16 protein-coding genes and 1 pseudogene are annotated in these 18,897 nt (G+C 72.5%); 7 read left to right on the plus strand and 10 right to left on the minus strand.

Annotated elements, in window-relative coordinates:
• The first annotated feature begins 39 nt into the window (after positions 1-39).
• Both IH61_RS0118050 and IH61_RS0118055 read left to right on the plus strand, forming a co-directional pair.
• Complete coding sequence (locus IH61_RS0118050) at positions 40-972, plus strand: MerR family transcriptional regulator (protein WP_031070911.1); 933 nt, start codon at positions 40-42, stop codon at positions 970-972.
• A complete protein-coding gene (locus IH61_RS0118055) occupies positions 972-1,457 on the plus strand; it encodes a GNAT family N-acetyltransferase (protein ID WP_031070913.1) in 486 nt (161 codons plus the stop codon). The genes IH61_RS0118050 and IH61_RS0118055 overlap by 1 nt, the downstream gene beginning before the upstream one ends.
• 29 nt (positions 1,458-1,486) lie before the next feature.
• Here the strand turns inward: IH61_RS0118055 and tsaA are convergent, their stop codons facing one another.
• The 5 genes from tsaA to IH61_RS0118080 form a co-directional block, all read right to left on the minus strand.
• Positions 1,487-1,906: a tRNA (N6-threonylcarbamoyladenosine(37)-N6)-methyltransferase TrmO gene (tsaA, locus tag IH61_RS0118060; protein WP_031070915.1), complete on the minus strand. Its 420-nt coding sequence runs from the start codon at positions 1,904-1,906 to the stop codon at positions 1,487-1,489.
• 85 nt (positions 1,907-1,991) lie between these two features.
• Positions 1,992-3,245: a sensor histidine kinase gene (locus IH61_RS0118065; RefSeq protein WP_234327231.1), complete on the minus strand. Its 1,254-nt coding sequence runs from the start codon at positions 3,243-3,245 to the stop codon at positions 1,992-1,994.
• Positions 3,246-3,253: 8 nt separating this feature from the next.
• Positions 3,254-3,976, minus strand: coding sequence for an ABC transporter permease (locus IH61_RS0118070; RefSeq protein WP_031070920.1), 723 nt, complete (start codon positions 3,974-3,976; stop codon positions 3,254-3,256).
• Entirely contained in the window at positions 3,973-4,917 is a 945-nt protein-coding gene (locus IH61_RS0118075) for an ABC transporter ATP-binding protein (protein WP_031070921.1), read from the minus strand. The genes IH61_RS0118070 and IH61_RS0118075 overlap by 4 nt, the downstream gene beginning before the upstream one ends.
• Before the next feature lie 171 nt (positions 4,918-5,088).
• A complete protein-coding gene (locus IH61_RS0118080; protein ID WP_031070923.1) occupies positions 5,089-7,242 on the minus strand; it encodes a prolyl oligopeptidase family serine peptidase in 2,154 nt (717 codons plus the stop codon).
• Between the two features lie 312 nt (positions 7,243-7,554).
• Between IH61_RS0118080 and IH61_RS0118085 the strand changes: the two genes are divergently transcribed.
• The 5 genes from IH61_RS0118085 to IH61_RS0118105 all read left to right on the plus strand — a co-directional run bounded on the left by IH61_RS0118085 (position 7,555) and on the right by IH61_RS0118105 (position 13,693).
• Positions 7,555-7,749: a DUF2304 family protein gene (locus IH61_RS0118085; RefSeq protein ID WP_031070925.1), complete on the plus strand. Its 195-nt coding sequence runs from the start codon at positions 7,555-7,557 to the stop codon at positions 7,747-7,749.
• 31 nt (positions 7,750-7,780) lie between these two features.
• On the plus strand, positions 7,781-8,785 hold the full coding sequence (gene mshB, locus IH61_RS0118090; RefSeq protein WP_051837326.1) for an N-acetyl-1-D-myo-inositol-2-amino-2-deoxy-alpha-D-glucopyranoside deacetylase: 1,005 nt from the start codon (positions 7,781-7,783) through the stop codon (positions 8,783-8,785).
• Positions 8,782-9,288 carry a DUF6113 family protein gene (locus IH61_RS0118095; protein WP_234327232.1) on the plus strand — a complete coding sequence of 169 codons (507 nt, stop codon included), beginning with the start codon at positions 8,782-8,784 and terminating at the stop codon, positions 9,286-9,288. Before mshB ends, IH61_RS0118095 begins: the two co-directional genes overlap by 4 nt.
• Positions 9,289-9,552: 264 nt before the next feature.
• Complete coding sequence (locus tag IH61_RS0118100; protein WP_031070932.1) at positions 9,553-11,832, plus strand: peptidoglycan binding domain-containing protein; 2,280 nt, start codon at positions 9,553-9,555, stop codon at positions 11,830-11,832.
• A 133-nt stretch (positions 11,833-11,965) separates the two neighbouring features.
• Positions 11,966-13,693, plus strand: a complete 1,728-nt coding sequence (locus IH61_RS0118105; protein WP_031070934.1) for an ABC transporter family substrate-binding protein — start codon at positions 11,966-11,968, stop codon at positions 13,691-13,693.
• Between the two features lie 29 nt (positions 13,694-13,722).
• On the opposite strand, the gene IH61_RS0118110 is transcribed toward IH61_RS0118105, so the two are convergent.
• The 5 genes and pseudogenes from IH61_RS0118110 to IH61_RS0118130 form a co-directional block, all read right to left on the minus strand.
• Positions 13,723-14,775 carry an ABC transporter ATP-binding protein gene (locus IH61_RS0118110; protein ID WP_051837327.1) on the minus strand — a complete coding sequence of 351 codons (1,053 nt, stop codon included), beginning with the start codon at positions 14,773-14,775 and terminating at the stop codon, positions 13,723-13,725.
• 156 nt (positions 14,776-14,931) lie between these two features.
• A pseudogene (locus IH61_RS40990) lies at positions 14,932-15,890 on the minus strand (ABC transporter ATP-binding protein).
• Entirely contained in the window at positions 15,880-16,935 is a 1,056-nt protein-coding gene (locus tag IH61_RS0118120; protein WP_031070939.1) for an ABC transporter ATP-binding protein, read from the minus strand. The pseudogene IH61_RS40990 and the gene IH61_RS0118120 overlap by 11 nt, the downstream one beginning before the upstream one ends.
• Before the next feature lie 17 nt (positions 16,936-16,952).
• Positions 16,953-17,951, minus strand: coding sequence for an ABC transporter permease (locus IH61_RS0118125; protein WP_031070941.1), 999 nt, complete (start codon positions 17,949-17,951; stop codon positions 16,953-16,955).
• Positions 17,944-18,870, minus strand: a complete 927-nt coding sequence (locus tag IH61_RS0118130) for an ABC transporter permease (RefSeq protein WP_031070943.1) — start codon at positions 18,868-18,870, stop codon at positions 17,944-17,946. Before IH61_RS0118130 ends, IH61_RS0118125 begins: the two co-directional genes overlap by 8 nt.
• Positions 18,871-18,897 lie beyond the last annotated feature (27 nt).

Genomic DNA, 18,897 nt, shown 5'->3' on the forward strand with positions numbered 1-18,897 from the left:
CTTGTGTCTCCCGTAGGGGGAGACGCCAAGGTGGAGCCCATGGACGACCACCTGTACTCCATCGGCGACCTCGCCCGGCGCACCGGGCTCACGGTCAAGACCATCCGGTTCTACGCCGACACCGGGCTCGTCCCGCCCACCGACCGCACCCCGACCGGGTACCGCCTGTACGACCTCCACGCCCTCGCCCGCCTCGACCTCGTCCGCACCCTGCGCGAGCTCGGCCTCGACCTGCCCGCCGTCCGGCGGGTCCTGGACCGCGAGACCCCGCTCGCCGAGGTCGCGGCGGCGCACGCCGAGGCGCTCGACGTACAGATCCGCACACTGAGGCTGCGCCGGGCCGTCCTGCTCGCGGTAGCCCAACGTTCGTCCACCCCAGAGGAGATGAGACTCATGCACAAGCTCGCCAAGCTCTCCGACGCCGAACGCCGGCGCCTGATCGAGGACTTCATCGACGAGGCGTTCGGCGGCCTCGACGCCAACCCCGAGTTCGTCGCCATGATGCGCGGCGCCATGCCCGAACTGCCCGACGAGCCACGGGCGGAGCAGGTCGAGGCATGGGTCGAACTCGGCGAACTCGTCCAGGACGCCGACTTCCGGGCCTCCATCCGCAGGATGGCCGAACACCAGGCCGCCGAACGCGCGGACGGTGACCCGGGCGGCCTCCACCACGCCCTCACCGACACCGTCCGTACGGTCGTCGGCGAAGCCCTGGCCGCCGGTGTCTCCCCCACCTCCCCCGCCGCCACCCCCATCGTCGACACCCTCACCGCCGCCTACGCCGAAACCTTCCAGCGCCCCGACGACGCGGCACTGCGGACCTGGCTCCTCGGGCGCCTCGAAACCGCCAACGACCCCCGCGCCGAGCGCTACTGGCACCTGCTCGCCACCATCAACGGCTGGCCCGTCCCCGAGAGCCTCGCCGACGTATTCCAGTGGTTCACCGAGGCCCTCCGCACCACACTGGCCTGATGCTCCTGACCCTCGAACGCCTCCGCCCCGACCACGCCGAAGCCCTGTACGCCTTCGAACTCACCAACCGGGCCTGGTTCACCCGCACCATCCCCGACCGAGGCGACACCTACTTCGCCGAGTTCCCGGCGCGGCACGCCGCCCTGCTGGCCGAACAGGCCGAGGGCATCTCCCACTTCCACATCATCCGCGACGCCTCCGGAACGCTGATCGGCCGCATCAACCTCATCGACGCCATCGACGGCACCGCCGAACTCGGCTACCGCCTGGCCGAATCCGCCACCGGCCAGGGCTACGCCAAAGCCGCCGTAGCCCACATCTGCCACCAAGCCGCCACCACCTACGCCCTGACCGCCCTCACCGCCAGAACCACCCTCGACAACCCGGCATCGATCGCCGTCCTCACCCACAACGAGTTCAAGGCCGTCGAGGAGTTCACCCTCGACGACCGCCCCGCCCTCCGCCTCCACCGCACCCTGGAGTAGGAAGTCGGCCCGGCCGACTTCCTACTCGCCTACCGCTCGGCGCTGCGGGGCAGCACGGGCTTGACGTCCAGGATCGGGGTGCCGTCGATGGCCTCCAGGTCGCTGACCCGGATCCGCAGGCCGTCCACCGCCAGGATCGTGACCCGGTGCAGGCCGATGGGGTTGGGGCGGTCGGGGGAACGGGTGGCGAAGACTCCGGTCTCGGGCCGGGAGAGGTCCCCGCGCGGGTGGACGGCCAGCACCTCGCGGTCAGCCCGGTCGAGCCAGGTCAGCAGCAGCACCTCCTGCCCGGCGGCCAGGTCGCGCAGTCCCCGCTCGACCGCCGGATCGAACTCCAGCCAGGCGTCGGGCCCGCCCTCGTCCCCCTGCTTGGGCGCACCTGCGCGGTCCGTCAGCGGCGACTCCACCCAGCCGATCGCCCGCACCTGGTACTGCTGGTTCGCTGTCACGACTCCTCCTCGGTTCGACGCGGCTGTTCCGCGATCAGTGCCCGTTGCAGCGCGAGCGCAGGGTGCGTCACCTGGAAGGGCGGCACTACGGCACGCGGGGCTCTGCCGGGACAGGGGCCGGGCGAAGCGGCACGGAGGCGCGGAGGCGGAAGCCCTTGCCGTGGTCGCCGGGGCCGGTGGTGAGGCGGCCGCCGACGAGGGCGAGGCGTTCCTGGAGGCCGGAGAGGCCGTTGCCCGGGTGGGACTTGCCGGGGCCGGGGCCGTTGTCGGTGATCTCCAGGACGGCGTAGCGCTCGCCGTCCGCCTCCCAGGTCTCGTCGGCGCGGACGGTGCAGACGGTGGCGCCCTCGCCGTGGCGGACGATGTTGGTGACGGCCTCGCGCAGGGCCCAGGCGAGGGCGCCGGCCTCCTCGTTGGCGAGGGTGGGCCAGGCGTCGACCAGTTCGGGGGCGGCGTCCAGGCGGACCTGGGCGGCGGCCAGCGCCGTACGGGCAGCGGCGAGTTCGACGGGCAGGGTGGGGCGGCGGAAGCCGGTGACGGCCTCGCGGACGTCGATCAGGGACTGCCGGGCGACCTGCTCGATGTCGGCGACCTGGGCCCGCGCCGCCTCGTCCTTGCCGGCGTCCATGAACCGCCCGGCCAGTTCGCTCTTCAGCGTGATCAGGGAGAGCGAGTGCCCGAGCAGGTCGTGCAGGTCGCGGGCGAGGCGCAGCCGTTCCTCGGAGGCGGCGAGGTGGGCGACGGCGGCGCGGGCCTCGCGCAGTTCCTTCATGGTGCTGACGAGCCGCTGCAGGCCGGCCATGGCGATGCCGGAGAGGAAGGCGCTGAGGGCGAAGGTGGCGATGTTGTCCGAGCCGGCGTGGATCAGCAGGCCCGTCGCGGCGGTGAGGGCGGCCATGGCACCGAGCGCCCGCACCGTGTACCGCATCGGCGTGATGATCGCGACGCACACCGAGGCGTAGATGAACAGGGTCAGGAAGGCGCCGCCGAGGACGAGAGAGGCGCTGACGGCGAGCACGATCATCGTCGCGACGACGACCTGGCAGGCCCGTGGCCTCATCCCCGCCTGCGAACGGAAGATCACCAGCAGGACGTAGGCGACGACGAACCCCGCCAGGCAGCACCAGCCGAGCACCCGACCGACCTGGCCGTGCTCCCCGTTCAGCAGGTCGCTCGCCGGGTAGGCCAGGTAGAGCATCCACAGCAGCATCCAGGCGACCTTGACCAGCAACTGCCGTCTGGTCTCCGCCGGGCCGCCGGGAACGTTCATGAACGAGGCGCGCGCCGCGCCCGTCTCCGGCTGATCGTCGGGGAGGTCGGTGCGGCGCGTGTCACTCATGTCGATCATCATGCCTGCCGGGTGTCGCGCCGGTACAGGGTTGCCGCGGCGGCGACGAACACGGCGAGGAAGGCGGCCAGCCCGGCGACCGCGACCAGGTCGAAGGAGTGCCCGGGTCGGGTGAAGGTGGCGAGCTTGTTGTAGAGGAACACCGGGTTGAACTGCGCGAACTTCTCCAGCGAGCCGCTCACCGGGAACCAGGTGCCGCCGAGCAGCGCCATCGCCATGTAGGTGATCATCACGATCGGCTGCACCGCGTCCGGCGCCGCCGCGTACCCGAGGGCCACGCCGAGCGCCGAGAAGACGAAGCTGCCCAGCCACAGGGCGGCCGCGAGCCCGATCCACTGCGCCGCGCCCAGCGAGACTCCCTGGCTCGCGCCGACCGCGAAGACCACCAGGATGGACGGCAGTGTGGTGACCGAGCTCGCCGCGATCTTGCTGACGGTGTACGCCCGACCGGGCAGCGCGGTCAGCCGCAGCTGGCGCACCCAGCCGCTCTTGCGCTCCAGCGAGATCCGCTGCGCGTTGCCGGTGAGCACCGCGCCGACGGCGCCGAAGGTGGCCATCGAGACCATGAAGTACGTCTTCACCGGCAGCCCGCCCGCCTGGTCGGTGGAGCCGTACGCGTGGATGAAGAACACGTACATCAGCGCCGGGTAGGCGATGGTGAAGAACAGGTAGCGCCGGTTGCGCAGCGTCCGCAGGATCTCCAGCTTGATCAGGGTGGTCATCGCACGGGCTCCTTCTCGGCCTCGTCCAGCTCTCCGGTGATGGTGAGGAACGCCTGTTCCAGGCCCAGCCCGGCGACCTCCAGGCCGCGCGGGTAGAGCCCGGCCCGGTACAGCGCGGCGACACTCGCGTCCGCGTCGGCGGTACGGATGCGTACGGTGCGCACGCCCGCCACCCGGGCGGTGACGTCCAGGGACTGCACCCCGGGGAGGGTGCGCAGCACCGAGTCGTCGATGAACTGCCCGTCCCCGTCGTGGAGTTCGAAGGTGACCCGGCGGGCGCCGGCCCGGGCCTTGATCTCGGCGGAGGTGCCGTCGGCGATGAGCCGGCCGCGGTGCAGCACGAGCACCCGGTCGGCGATGGAGTCGGCCTCCTCCAGGTAGTGGGTGGCGAACAGCACCGTACGACCGGCGTCGGCCTGGGCCCGCATGCTCGCCCAGAACGCCTGCCGGACGCTGACGTCCATGCCGGTGGTGGGCTCGTCCAGCACGATCAGGTCGCTGTCGCCCGCGATGGCGAGGGCGAAGCGCACGCGCTGCTCCTGGCCGCCGGAGAGCTTGTCGACCCTGCGCTCCGCCAGTTCCGTGATCCCGGCGTCGGTCAGCACCCCCGTGACCGACCGGCCGCGCGGGTGCACGTCGCAGGCGAACTGAACGATCTCGCGGACCTTGACGTCGGCCATCAGCCCGCCGCTCTGCAGCATCGCGCCGACCCGGCCGGCCTCGATCGCCGCGCGCGGCGATCCGCCGAACAGGGTGACGGCACCCTGGTCGGGCTCGCGCAGGCCGAGCAGCAGATCCAGGCTGGTGGACTTGCCGGCGCCGTTCGGGCCGAGCAGGGCGACGGTCTCGCCCGGCCTCAGCACCAGGTCCAGCCCGTCCACGGCACGCACCCGCCCGTAGCTCTTGCCCACGCCTCGGAAGGCGGCCACTTCGGCAACCATCGGAACCGCTCCTCTCCCCTGTCGCTGTCGCATCGGTGCTGTTCGCACCACCTCAGAGTCCCGCGCGGCGGGGTGGCGGCGGCAGTGTCGGCCGTCGTGGCTTCGGTATGACGGATGTCATGCCGGAGGCCGGTACGCCGATCACGGGGCACCGGCCTCCGAACGCGCTGGTCAGATGGCCAGCGCGCGCTTCACGAAGTCGACCTGGAGCAGCAGCAGGTTCTCCGCGACCTCCTCCTGAGGCGTCATGTGCGTGACGCCGGACAGCGGCAGCACGGTGTGCGGACGGCCCGCCGCGAGCAGCGCGGAGGAGAGGCGCAGGGTGTGGGCGGCCACCACGTTGTCGTCGGCGAGGCCGTGGATGATCATCAGCGGGCGCTCCAGCCCGGCCGCGTAGCCGCTCAGCGAGTTGGCGGCGTAGACGTCCGGCCGCTCGTTCGGGTCGCCGAGGTAGCGCTCGGTGTAGTGGGTGTCGTACAGCTCCCAGTCCGTCACCGGCGCCCCGGCGACGGCCGCGTGGAAGACGTCGGGGCGGCGCAGCACGGCGAGCGCGGCGAGGTAGCCGCCGTAGGACCAGCCGCGGATGGCGACCCGGCCGAGGTCGAGCGGGAACTCGTCGGCGAGCGCCCGCAGCGCGTCGGCCTGGTCGTCCAGGGTGGCGCCGGCGAAGTCGAAGGCGATGGCCTTCTCCCAGGCCGGCCCGCGCCCGGGCGTGCCGCGCCCGTCCGCGACGACGACGGCGAAGCCCTGGTCGGCGAACCACTGCGAGTTGAGGTGCGGGTTGTGCGCCTGGACGACGCGCTGGCCGTGCGGGCCGCCGTACGGGTCCATGAGGACGGGCAGCAGCCCGTCACGCTCGTGGTCGTAGCCGGTGGGCAGGAAGACGGCGCTGGGGATGCGGCGCTCGCCGGCGAAGCGGAAGACGGGGCGCGCGGTGATGACCGGCTTCTCGGCGTGGGAGGCGATGACGGCCACGTCGTCGACGACCACGCCCTCGGGCAGGTCGCGGGCGACCTGGACGAGGCTGCCGGGCAGGTCCGGCTCGGCGGTGGCCCGCACGGTGATCCCGCCCGCGTGCACCGCACTGGTGACGGAGGTGAACGGACGGCCGTTGGCGGACTCCCAGGCGAGGTGCTTGCCGTCGTGGCTGATCCGGCCGACGGCGATCCACCCGGGCTCGGGGTCGGCCTCCTCGGCGCCGCCGGAGGCGGAGAAGAACACCTCCTCCGCCGTCACCGCGACGACGGACCGCACGTGCAGGTCGGCCCCGGTGACGGCCTGGTCGCCGACCACCAGCGCCCGCACCCCTCCCTCGTCGGAGATCCGGACCAGCTTCCCGTCCGGAGTCCAGGCCGGGGCGCCGTCGAAGACCTCCAGCCAGACCTCGTCCTTCTCCTCGTACAGCACCTCGGTGGCACCGGTGGCCACGTCGAGGCCCAGGATCCGCTGGGTGCGCTGGTCGCGGGACTGGACGAGCAGCAGCGGCACCCCGCCCGCGGACCAGTGCACCCGGGCCAGGTACGGGAACGCCGTACGGTCCCAGTCGACCTCGGTGCGCCCGCCGTCCAGGTCGAGCACCCAGAGCCCGACCTCGGCGTTGGCGGTGCCCGCCGCCGGGTAGGCGACCTCGGCGGGCTCGCTCTGCGGGTTGGCCGGGTCGGCGATCCACCAGCGGCGCACCGGGGTGTCGTCGGCGCGCTCGACGAGCAGCCGGCGGCTGTCGGGGGACCACCAGAACCCGCGGTCGCGGCTCATCTCCTCCTGGGCGATGAACTCGGCCTGCCCCCAGGTGACGTTCGGCCCGTCCGGCTCGGCGAGCGCCCGGTCGCCGCTGCCGTCGGCGCGGGTCAGCCGCAGTTCGCCGGCGGTGTTGGCGTACGCGACGACGCTGCCGTCCGGGGCCGGGCGCGGGTCGACCAGCGGCCCTCGGGCGGGCAGTTCGGCGGTGGCGCCGGTGGTCAGGTCGGCGGTGAAGAGCCGGCCGGAGAGGGCGAAGGCGGCCAGGCGGCCGGCGGCGTCCAGGGCGTAGCCGACGATGCCGGCGGAGCCTTCGCGGCTGCGCTCGCGGCGGGCCTTCTCGGCGGGCGAGAGGTCCTCCTCGCCGCCGCCGAGCAGCACGGCCGGGTCGGCGGCGATCCGCTCCTCGCCGGTGGCGGTGTCGAGGGTCCACAGCAGGTTGGCCTTGTCGCCGCCGGACTTCGAGCGCAGGAAGGCGACCCGCGATCCGTCCGGTGCGACGGAGAACGACCGGGGCGCGCCGACGGTGTAGCGCAGGGTCCGCGCGTACTGCCGGGGGAAGGTGTCCGCAGGGGTGTGGGAGGTCATGGCACCAGACCCTACGACGCCGTACCTCCACCGCCGTGGGCGTCGTGATCACTCGTTCGGAGCATCCTTTGCGAGTACGCCCCAAAGGGGCGCAAACCCCCTCCGACCGGCCCATGCGCTCCGCAAGTGACCCGATGCCCCGGCGCGCGCGGACTCACCGAATGTAATGCTCCCCTTACCCATCGGGTATGACTGGTCGAGCGAGTGATCGTCGGGCCCGTCCCGCCCCCGGTCACCCGGCCCCGCGTTCCACACGGTCCCACCGTCGCCCTCCCCCAGGGGGCGGCGCACCCGAGAGGGGTACGAGCCGACATGGCCATGAACATCTCCGCCGTCGTGCTGATGCTGATCATCGTGGTGGTGCTGATCCGCCGCTCCGGCCTGAAGCTGGCACACGCGATCGTCTGCGCGCTGCTCGGCTTCTACCTGGCGTCCAGCTCGATCGCCCCGTCCATCAGCCAGGTCACCAGCAACCTGGCCGGAATGATCAACGGCCTCAAGCTCTGACCCCTCACCCGCGGTCGTTAGGCTTCCTCCCATGACCGCGACTACCGGCCGCCGCCTGCTCCTGGTGCACGCACACCCCGACGACGAGTCGATCGGCAACGGCGCCACCATGGCCCGGTACGCCGCCGAGGGCGCGCAGGTCACGCTGGTGACCTGCACCCTCGGCGAGGGCGGCGAGGTGATCCCGCCGGAGCTGGCCCACCTGACGGCCGGTCGATGGGGGTACCCCCGGCCGGAGGCTGGGGGAGACATGCTCGGCCCGTACCGGATCGGCGAGCTGACCGAGGCGATGCGCGCCCTCGGCGTGACCGACTTCCGCTTCCTCGGCGGGCCGGGCCGCTACCGCGACTCCGGGATGATGGGCGTGCCCGACAACGACGTCCCCGGCTGCTTCTGGCGGGCCGAGGTCGACGAGGCGGCCGCCCACCTGGTCGCGGTGATCCGCGAGACGCGGCCGCAGGTGCTGGTCACCTACGACGGGAACGGCGGCTACGGGCACCCGGACCACATCCAGGCGCACCGGGTCGCGATGCGCGCCCACGAGCTCGCCGCGGACGCGGAGTTCCGCCCGGAGCTGGGCCCGGCCTGGCACGTCGCGAAGGTGTACTGGAACCGGCTGCCCCGCACGGTGGTCGAGTCCGCCCTCGCCGAAACAGCCGCCCGGGGAGCCTTCCCCGGCGTCGCCGCGATCGACGACCTCCCCGGGGTGGTGGACGACTCCCGGGTCACCACCCTCGTCGACGGCTCCGGGTACGCCGCGGCCAAGAGCGCCGCCATGGCCGCGCACGCCACCCAGATCACCGTGGACGGCGACTCCTTCGCCCTCTCCAACGACCTCGGCCAGCCGCTGCTCACCACCGAGTACTACGAGTTGGCGCGCGGACAGGCGGGGCCGACCGGCCCCGGGCGGGCCCTGGAGGACGACCTGTTCGCGGGCCTCGACACCGGGGCGTCCGGCGGGGCCCTCCCCCAGGCCGAGACCGAGGCCCGGACCGATGCCCGGACCGAGGCCCAGACCGAGGGGAGCGCCCGATGAGCGGGCCCGCAGACCAGACCAAGGGCAGGACCGGCCGGACCGACCGAACCGACAAGGCCCAGCCGGCCCAGCGCCGCTCGCTGACGGTCGCCGTCCTCGGCACCAGGGAGCACCGCCTCGCCGAGGCCCAGCCGCCGCGCGCCGCCCGGATCGCGGTGTACGTGGTGTTCTTCGCCCTCGGTGTCGCGGTGTCGGTGTGCGGAGCATTCGTGCAGGCATTGTGGCCGCCGGTGGGCGTCCTGCTCGCCCTGGCCGCGACCGCCGCGACCTTCTACGCGGGCCTGCGGATCACCGGCACCCGGCTGGGCGCCGCGTTCCCGGCGGCCGGCTGGTTCCTGGCGATGCTGATGGTGATGGTCCCCCGGCCGGAGGGCGACAACGTGCTCTGGGCCAACGCCACGTCCCTGGCCTGGCTGTTCGCCGGCTCGGTGCTGGGCGTGATCTGCGCCACCCTGCCCACCCGCACCAGCTGGTTCCCGGGGGTGCCCGGCCCGCCGCGCTGATCTGGAGCGGGGCCGCGTACGGTACAGCACGCGACGCGCAGTCAGGACCGTTCGGCCGTACTCTCATACGGGAGGATTCGGACGTATCAGGATCTGTCCGAAGCCGTTCGCCGCTCGGTTCTTCCCAGTATGGTGGTCCCGCAGAACGTCGTACCCGACCGCCGCCCGCCTGAGCGGAACACCTGTGAGACCCTCCCCAGGCCCGGCGACCACGAACCGCGGTCGCGCCGCACGACCCGCCCGCGAACCCGGAGCAGAGCAGCATTGAGCAGCCGCGAATCTGACAACGCCAACCCGACGCCCCGGCGCACGGGTCCGGACGCCTACCCGTCGGGCACCCCGCCCTACGGCACCCCGTTCGAGGGCGACCGGTCCGCGGCCGGTGCCGCCCAGGGCGCCGCGTCGGGCGGCGAGGACGACGGTCCCAAGACCGAGACCACGCTGACGACCCGGGTGCGGATCAACATCCCCGGCTCGCGCCCGATCCCGCCGGTCGTCGTCCGCAGCACCGTCAAGAACGAGGACGCCCCGGCCGAGGAGGCCCCGGCCGCCGAGCCGGGCGGCCCCCGCCCCCGCCACCGTTCCGCGCCCGCCTCGCCCGTCCTCGGCGTGATGGAAGGGGGCGAGACCGGCCGCGCGGCCACGCCGCCGAACCTGCCGCCGGAGTGGCAGATCCCGCCGATCCCGCCGATCCCGGCGGCGACCTCCGAGTCCGAGTCGACCGGCGCCTGGTTCCGGCCGCGGCAGAAGAAGGCCGCCCAGCCCGGCGAGCCCGTGCCGGCCGCCGCCCCGGCGGCCCCCGGCGCGCCGCAGGCCCAGGCCGCGCCCGCCGCCGAGACGCGCCCCCTGGCTTCCCCGGCCGCCGGCAACCGTCCCTCCCCCGGCGGTACGGGCCAGGCCCGGCCGGGCGGCCGCCCGGTGCCCGCCCAGGCCAAGGGCCCCCACCCGGCCCCCCGTCAGGGCGGCGCCCCCGCCGCGCCGTACGGGGCCGAGGCCCCGGTCGAGGACGGCGTCTACCGCCCCGCCGACCCGTTCGCCGCCGGCGCCCCCGCACGCGGACCCCGCCCCAACCGCCCCCAGCCCGGGCAGGGCCACCCGGGCGCCCAGGGCCGCCCGCAGGGCCCCGCGGCCGGTGCGCCGGACCCGGAGGACACCTCCGTCGACGGCTTCGAGCCGATCCGCGACGGCGCCCCCGCGCCCGGCTCGATACCCGGCCGGAACGGCGCCCCCCGCCCGGCCGAGGGCCGCCCGCAGCCGGGCCTGTTCGCCTCGGCGCCGACCGGCACCGACCCCTTCGGCACCCAGCGCACGGGTCAGCCCGGCCAGCCCGGCCAGCCCGGTCAGGACGCGTTCGCCCCCCAGGCCGCCGCCCCCGGCGCGCTGTTCCCCAACCCGCCGGGCGCCGCCGCCCGTCCGCACCCGGGCGGCCCCGACCCGGAGACCACCGAGGCCATCCCGCTGCCCGTGCCCCCGGGCGGCCCGGGCGCCCCGAACGGCCCGACCCCGCCCCCCGCGGCGGCCGCGCCCTCCCCGGTGCCGGCCCCCGCGGCCCCCAGGTCCGAAGCTCCCGCCAAGGGCAAGAAGAAGGGCGGCGGCGGCAAGAAGGTCGTCAAGCTCGGCGTCTACGCCGTCGCCGGGGTGCTGTTCCTCGGCGCCGCCGCGTACGGCACCGGCCTGATGCTCAACCAGTCGGACGTCCCCAAGGGCACCGTCGTGCTCGGCACCGACATCGGCGGCAACAGCCGCGACCAGGCGATCCACGCGCTGGACGAGTCGATCGGCAAGACCGGCGCCCTGCCGCTCAAGCTCAAGGTCGGCGACCAGAGCGTGGACCTCGACCCGACCGCGGCCGGGCTGGGCTTCGACACCACGGCCACCGTGGACGGCCTCGCCCATCACAGCTACAACCCGGTCGACGTCATCAAGTCGATCAAGGGCGGCAACAAGGCCGTCTCGCCTGAGGTGAAGGTCGACCGGGCCAAGCTCAAGGCCGCGCTGGACTCGCTGGCCGCCGGCTCCGGCCAGGGCCTGCAGGAGGGCTACGTCAAGTTCTCCGACTCCGGTGACCCGGTCGTGGTGCCCGGCAAGGCGGGTCAGTCCGTCGACTCGGCCAACGCCGTCGACGCCGTCGAGCAGGCGTACCGCGACCGCGCCGCCGGCAAGCCCGAGCAGCCCGTCGCGCTCGCCCTGACGGCCGCCCAGCCCAAGGTCTCCACCCAGGCCCTCCAGGCCGCCGCGGACGGCCTCGGCAAGCAGGTGACCAGCGGGAAGATCCACCTCGTCGCCGGCGCCAAGTCCTGGGACTTCGGCCCCAAGACCGCCGCCAAGGTCCTCACGCTCGTACCGGACGCCTCCGGCAAGATCGTGCCCAAGTGGGACCTGGACGCGCTGAACGGCCAGCTGGGCGGCGTGTTCGACAAGGTGAAGGTCAAGAAGAACGGCCAGAGCGCGGCGATCACCCCGCAGGACGTCGCGGACGCCGTCGGCTCGCTGTTCGACAAGACCGGCGACAAGGACCGCACCTTCAAGTTCACCGTCGCCTGACAAGCGCACCCCGGTAGTTCGGGCCCGTCGTATCCGATCGGTTACGACGGGCCCCGCTACTCGACAACTCCACCTCCTGGTCAGCAAGATGTGACGCCTCACCTTCCGTCACAACCACCTCGGGAGCACGCCGATGGGCCGCCGCCTCCAGCACCACCGGACGGCGCTGCTCGCCGGTCTGACCGCCGTCACGCTCTCCCTCGCACTCTGCTCCTGCGCCTCCGGCCAGGGCGACGGCAGCGGCGGGGGCGGGGACGCCGGGCCGAGGGCGGCCGCCGCACCCAAGCTCACCTCGATCGACATCAACCCGCACGACCGCGCCCAGCTGCGCCGCGGCGGCACCCTGAACCTGGCGATCCCCCAGTTCTCCCGCCAGTGGTCGCCGATCCACACGGACGGCAGCGAGAGCTCGACCATCAGCGTCACCAAGCCGCTGCTGCCGACCTTCTTCCGCTCGGACGCCGCCGGCACCCAGACCGTCAACCCGGCCTACCTCCTGGACGCGCGCGCCGAGACCAAGGACGGCCGCCAGGTGGTCACCTGGACGCTCAACCCGAAGGCCCACTGGTCGGACGGCACCCCGATCACCTGGCGCGACATCGAGGCCAACTGGAAGGCGCTGAACGGCAAGGACCCGGCCTACAAGCCGTCCAGCAGCACCGGCTTCGAACTGGTCTCCTCCGTGGTGGCCGGCAAGGACGACTTCCAGGCGGTGATGACCTTCGACCGCCCGTTCAACGAGTGGCAGTCGATGTTCAACGGCGCCGCCAACGCCCCGCTGCTGCCGGCCGCCCTGCTCTCCACCCCCGAGCAGTTCAACTCCGCCTACCTGGACGCGATCCCGGTCACCGCCGGCCCGTTCAAGGTGGAGAAGCTGGACCGCGCCACCCAGACCGTCAGCCTGGTCGCCGACCCCGCCTGGTGGGGCGACAGGCCGATGCTGGACCGGATCGTCTTCCACGTCATGCTGCCCGCCGCCATGCCCGCGGCCTTCTCCCGCGGCGACATCGACCTCGTCAACATCGGCCCCGACGTGGCCGGTTACCAGACCGTCCGCTCCACCAAGGGCGCCGCCTTCCGCCGCGCCGGCGGCCCGGACTTCCGCCAGTTCACCCTCAACGCCCGCACCCCCGCGCTCTCCGACGCGACGGTGCGCCAGGCCGTCTTCCAGGCGATCAACCGGGACACCGTCATCCGCGCCGACCTCGGCGGCCTGGACTGGCCCGCCGTCCCGCTCAACAACCACCTGCTGGTCGCCAACCAGAACGCCTACCGCGACAACTCCCTGGGCCTGGCCCGCTACGACCCCGCCGAGGCTTCCCGCAAGCTGGACGCGGCGGGCTGGAGGATGGACGGCGACGTACGGAAGAAGGACGGCCGCGAGCTGAACCTGCGCATGGTCATCCCGGCCGGCGTCACCCAGGCCCAGAACGAGGCCGCGAGCGCCACCAAGATGCTCAAGGACGTCGGCGTCAAGGTCACCACCGTGACGGCGCCCATCAACGAGTTCTTCGACAAGTACGTCAACCGCAACGACTTCGACATCGCGGCCTACTCCCTGATGGGCACCCCGTTCCCGGCCAGCGGCAGCCGCTCCAACTTCGCCCAGAACGGCGGCACCAACCACGTCGGCGCGGGCAGCCCGGCCGCCGACTCCGCGCTCGACCGGGCCGCCGCCGCACCCGACGCGGCCTCCGCCTCCGAGGCGATCAACCAGGCCGACGCCGAGCTGTGGAAGGTGGCGGGCATCCTGCCGCTCTACCAGCGCCCGCAGCTGTACGGCGCCAAGCCCGAGCTCGCCAACATCGGTGCGCAGGGGCTGTCCGACATCGTCTGGGAGAACGTCGGCTTCACCAAGTAGGGCGCCCCGCGACAGAGCGCCCGTACGCCTCAGCCGCGCAGCGTCTCCCGCCAGTAGTGGCAGGCGCTGTGCCGGCCCGGCAGCTCGCGGCCGTCCTCGGCCACCACCGGTGACAGCCCCGGGGGTTCGCTCAGGCAGCGGTCCTGGGCGCGCGGGCAGCGCGGGTGGAAGGCGCAGCCCTCCGGCAGCTTCAGCAGGCTCGGCGGCAGGCCCTTGATCGCGTGCAGGTTGCGGCCCTTCTGGTCCAGGCGCGGGATCGAGTCCAGCAGCCCCCGGGTGTACGGGTGCGCCGGGCGGGCGTACAGGTCGCGCACGGGCGCGGTCTCGACGATCCGCCCGGCGTACATCACGGCGATCTTGTCCGCGACGTCGGCCACCACGCCCAGGTCGTGGGTGATGAGGATCAGACCCATCCGGAACTCGGCCTGCAACTCGGCCAGCAGGTCCATGACCTGGGCCTGGACGGTGACGTCCAGGGCGGTGGTCGGCTCGTCCGCGATGATCAGGTCGGGCTGCAGGGAGAGCGCCATCGCGATCATGATGCGCTGGCGCATGCCGCCCGAGAACTGGTGCGGATAGTCGCCCACCCGCTGCCGGGCCGCCGGGATGCGAACGCGGTCCATCAGCGCGACGGCCTTGTCCCGGGCCTCCGACCTGGTCAGGCCCTGGTGCACCCGGAACATCTCGCCGAGCTGGTAGCCCACGCTCAGCACCGGGTTGAGGGCCGAGAGCGCGTCCTGGAAGATCATCGCGATCCGCTGGCCCCGGACGGAGCGGCGCTCCCTGGACGGCATCGTGAGCAGGTCCTGGCCCCGGAAGAGGATCCGCCCGGCGGTGATCCTGCCCGGCGGCATGTCCAGGATGCCCATGATCGCCTGCGCCGTCACCGACTTGCCCGAGCCGGACTCGCCCAGCACCGCCAGCGTCTCCCCGGCTGCCACCGAGTAGGTGACCCCGTTGACGGCCCTGGCCACGCCGTCCCGGGTGCGGAACTCCACGTGCAGGTCCTCGACCTCCAGCAACGGCGTCCCGGGCACCAGTCGCTCCCGCCCACCGCCGACCACCTGCACCGCGTCGTCCATGGCCCGCCCCCTTGTCCGCACGGCCCGACCGTCGCCGGGCGCAGAGCAACTATCAGGGAGCGGGCCGCACTTGGCGAGTCCACGGTGGATCTCGGTTCCATCACGGCGAAGGGCGCGCCCCCGATCCGGGAACGCGCCCTTCGCCGTTCGAACCCCTCAGTCCCCGATGTCGCGCTCCGCCGTGCCCTGCCCGTTGTCGCGCTCCGCCGCGCCCTGCCCGATATCGCGCTCCGCCGCGAAGTGGCAGGCCGAGTCGTGCACCGCCTGCCCCTTCAGCCACGAGGGCGCCGCCAGCAGCGGGACCTCCACCGCGCACCGGTCCTGCGCCTTCCAGCACCGCGTCCGGAACCGGCACCCCGAGGGCGGATTCGCCGGCGAGGGCACGTCCCCGGTGAGCACGATCCGGTCCCGCGACTCCCGCGCGCTCGGGTCCGGCACCGGCACGGCGGAGAGCAGTGCCTGGGTGTACGGATGCGTCGCGTGGTCGTAGATCTCGGTGTCGCTGCCGATCTCGACCAGCCTCCCCAGGTACATCACCCCCACCCGGTCCGAGATGTGCCGCACGATCGAGAGGTCGTGCGCGATGAACATGTACGAGAGGTTGAACTCCCCCTGCAGCTGCTCCAGCAGGTTGATGACCTGCGCCTGCACCGACACGTCCAGCGCCGAGACCGGCTCGTCGCAGATGATGACCTCCGGCCGGAGTGCCAGCCCCCGGGCGATGCCGATGCGCTGGCGCTGCCCGCCGGAGAACTGGTGCGGGTACCGGTTGATGTACTCGGGGTTGAGCCCGACCACGTCCAGGAGGTCCTGGACGGCCTTGCGGCGGTCGCCCTTGGGCGCCACCTCGGGGTGGATCTCGAACGGCTCCCCGATGATGTCGCCGACCGTCATACGACGATGCCCAGCGTCTCGCCCTGCATCAGGTCGAAGTCGACCCCGTCGACGGCCTTCACCGCCCCGACCTGCTTCTTGAACAGCACGCCCTGGGTCAGCGGGAAGTGCTTGATCAGGCCGCGGACCTCGAGGATCGGCTCGCCCCTGGGCACCTCCTGGGCGAAGGCGACCTCCTCGGGCACCGCGGCGCCCAGCGCACTGGCCCCGTTAACGGTCATGGAGGGTCTCCTTCCAGAAGAAGCAGGCGCTGCCGCGCCCCTCCAGCGGCGTCCCGTCGTCCTCGGCGACGGGGTACAGCTCCGGCACCTCCACCCGGCAGCGGTCCTGGGCGCGCGGGCAGCGCGGGTTGAACGCGCAGCCCGGCGGGATCCGCAGCAGGTTGGGCGGCAGGCCCTTGATCGCGTAGAGCTCCTGGCCCTTCTGGTCCAGGCGCGGGATGGAGTCCAGCAGCCCCCGGGTGTACGGGTGCGCGGGCCGCGCGTACAGCTCGTGCACGGGCGCGGTCTCGACGATCCGACCGGCGTACATCACGGCGATCTTGTCCGCGACGTCCGCGACCACCCCCAGGTCGTGGGTGATCAGGATCAGCCCCATGTGGAACTCCGCCTGGAGCTCCGCCAGCAGGTCCATCACCTGGGCCTGGACGGTGACGTCCAGGGCGGTGGTGGGCTCGTCCGCGATGATCAGGTCCGGTTCCAGCGCCAGGGCCATCGCGATCATGATGCGCTGGCGCATGCCGCCGGAGAACTGGTGCGGGTAGTCGTTCACCCGCTGGGCCGCGGCGGGGATGCGCACCCGGTCCATCAGCTCGACGGCCTTGGCCTTGGCCTCCGCGCGGGAGGCGCCCTGGTGCACCCGGAACATCTCGCCGAGCTGGAAGCCCACGCTCAGCACCGGGTTGAGGGCCGAGAGCGCGTCCTGGAAGATCATCGCGATCTTCTGGCCGCGGATCTTGCGCCGCTCGTCCTTGCCCATCGTCAGCATGTCCCGGCCGCGGAAGCGGATCTCCCCGCGCGGGATCCGGGCCGGCGGCATGTCCAGGATGCCCATGATCGCCTGCGCCGTCACCGACTTGCCCGAGCCGGACTCGCCGAGCACCGCCAGCGTCTCCCCGGCCCGGACGCTGTAGTCGACGCCGTTGACGGCCTTGGCCACACCGTCCCTGGTGACGAACTCGACGTGCAGGTCCCGGACTTCGAGCAAGGGCCCGTCGTCCGGCGCCCCCCGCTCGCGTCCGGGGGTCTTGTCCACAGCTGTACTCACGAGGCGCTCCCCTTCGCTCAGCGAAGCTTCGGGTCGAGGGCGTCGCGCACGGCGTCGCCCAGCATGATGAAGGCCAGCACCGTGACGGACAGCGCCGCGGCCGGGAAGAACAGCACGTACGGAGCCGTGCGGATCACCTTCTGGGCGGAGGAGATGTCGATGCCCCAGGAGATGGTCGGGTCCTGGAGGCCGATGCCGAGGAAGCTCAGCGTCGCCTCCGTGGCGATGTAGCCGCCGAGGGCGATGGTGGCGACGACGATCACCGGGGCGATCGCGTTCGGCAGGATGTGCCGGAACATCAGCCGGCCCGTACCGGCGCCGAGCGCCCGCCCGGCGACCACGTAGTCCGCCTGCTTGACGGTCAGCACCGCGCCGCGCATGACGCGGGCGATCTGCGTCCAGCCGAGCACGCCCAGGGCGACGACCACGCTCCACACCGTGCGGGTGGAGAAGGCGTTGAGCAGTACCAGGGCGCCGAGCAGCAGCGGGATGCCGAAGAAGATGTCGACGATCCGGGAGATCACCGCGTCGACGGCGCCGCCGAAGTACCCGGCGACCATGCCGGTCAGCCCGCCGAGCACGGTGACGGTGGCGGTGACGAAGATGCCGACGGTGATCGAGGCCCGGGCGCCGTACACGACCCGGGCGAAGATCGAGCGGCCCTGGGCGTCGTAGCCGAACCAGCCGCCGCCGAAGACGTCCCCGTAGTCGGGCCGGCGCAGGTAGTCGTGCACCAGGTCGGCCTTGCGCGGGTCGGTGTCGGTGAACGCGTAGGGGAAGATCGCCATGACGACCAGCAGCAGGATGAGCGCCGCCGAGATCAGGAAGATCGGCCGCCGGCGCAGGTCCCGCCAGGCGTCGCCCCAGAGGCTCCTGGCCTCCTCGCGCTTCTCCGCGCTCCGCTCGACCAGGGTCTCCTGTTCGACGGCCATGCCCTGTTCGCCGGCGTAGTCGAGGTGGGAGACGCCGGGCTTGGGGTTCGGCTTCAGTGAGTCCTCGTCATGGATGTCAGGCATAGCGAATCCTCGGGTCCAGGACCGCGTAGAGCAGATCGACGAGCAGGCTGGCGACCAGGTAGACGATCACCAGGACGGTCACGATGCCGACCACGGTCGGGCCTTCCTTCTGGTTGATGGCCCGGTACAGGACGTTGCCGACGCCCTGCACGTTGAAGATGCCCTCGGTCACGATCGCGCCGCCCATCAGCGCGCCGAGGTCGGTGCCGAGGAAGGTGACCACCGGGATCAGCGAGTTGCGCAGCAGGTGGCGCACGATGACGGTCCGCCGGGGCAGGCCCTTGGCCACCGCCGTACGGATGTAGTCGGCCCGCAGGTTCTCGCCGATGGAGGTCCGGGTGAGTCGGGCCACGTACGCGAGCGAGAGCGAGCCCAGCACCACGGCGGGCAGGGCGAGTTGGGACAGGTCGCGGGAGTCCTGCACGGTCGGGGTGACCCAGCCCAGGTTCGTCGCGAAGATCGTCTGCGCGATGTACGCCAGCACGAAGACCGGCACCGAGATGACCACCAGGGTCAGGATCAGCACCAGGGTGTCCGGGATGCTGCCGCGCTTGAGGCCCGAGAGCACACCGAGCGCGAGGCCCAGGACCAACTCGAAGACGAAGGCCATCAGCGCCAGCCGGATCGTCACCGGGAAGGCGTCCTTCATGATGTCCGCGACCGACCGCCCGGTGAAGCTGGTGCCGAAGTCCCCCTGGAAGAGGTTCCCCATGTAGTGCAGGTACTGCTTCCAGAGCGGCTGGTCGAGGAAGTACCGGTGCTTCAGGCTGGCGACGGTCGCCGGGTCGGCGGCCTTCTCGCCGAAGAGCGCCGCCACCGGGTCACCCGGCAGCGAGTAGACCATCAGGAAGATCAGCAGCGTGGCGCCGAAGAACACCGGGATCATCTGCAGCACCCGCCGCAGAACGTAACTGCCCATCCGAGCCTCCTTCCTAGGAACCCGACC

This window comes from Streptomyces sp. NRRL WC-3742 (assembly GCF_000720635.1).
In the GTDB taxonomy this organism is placed as follows: Bacteria; Actinomycetota; Actinomycetes; order Streptomycetales; family Streptomycetaceae; genus Kitasatospora.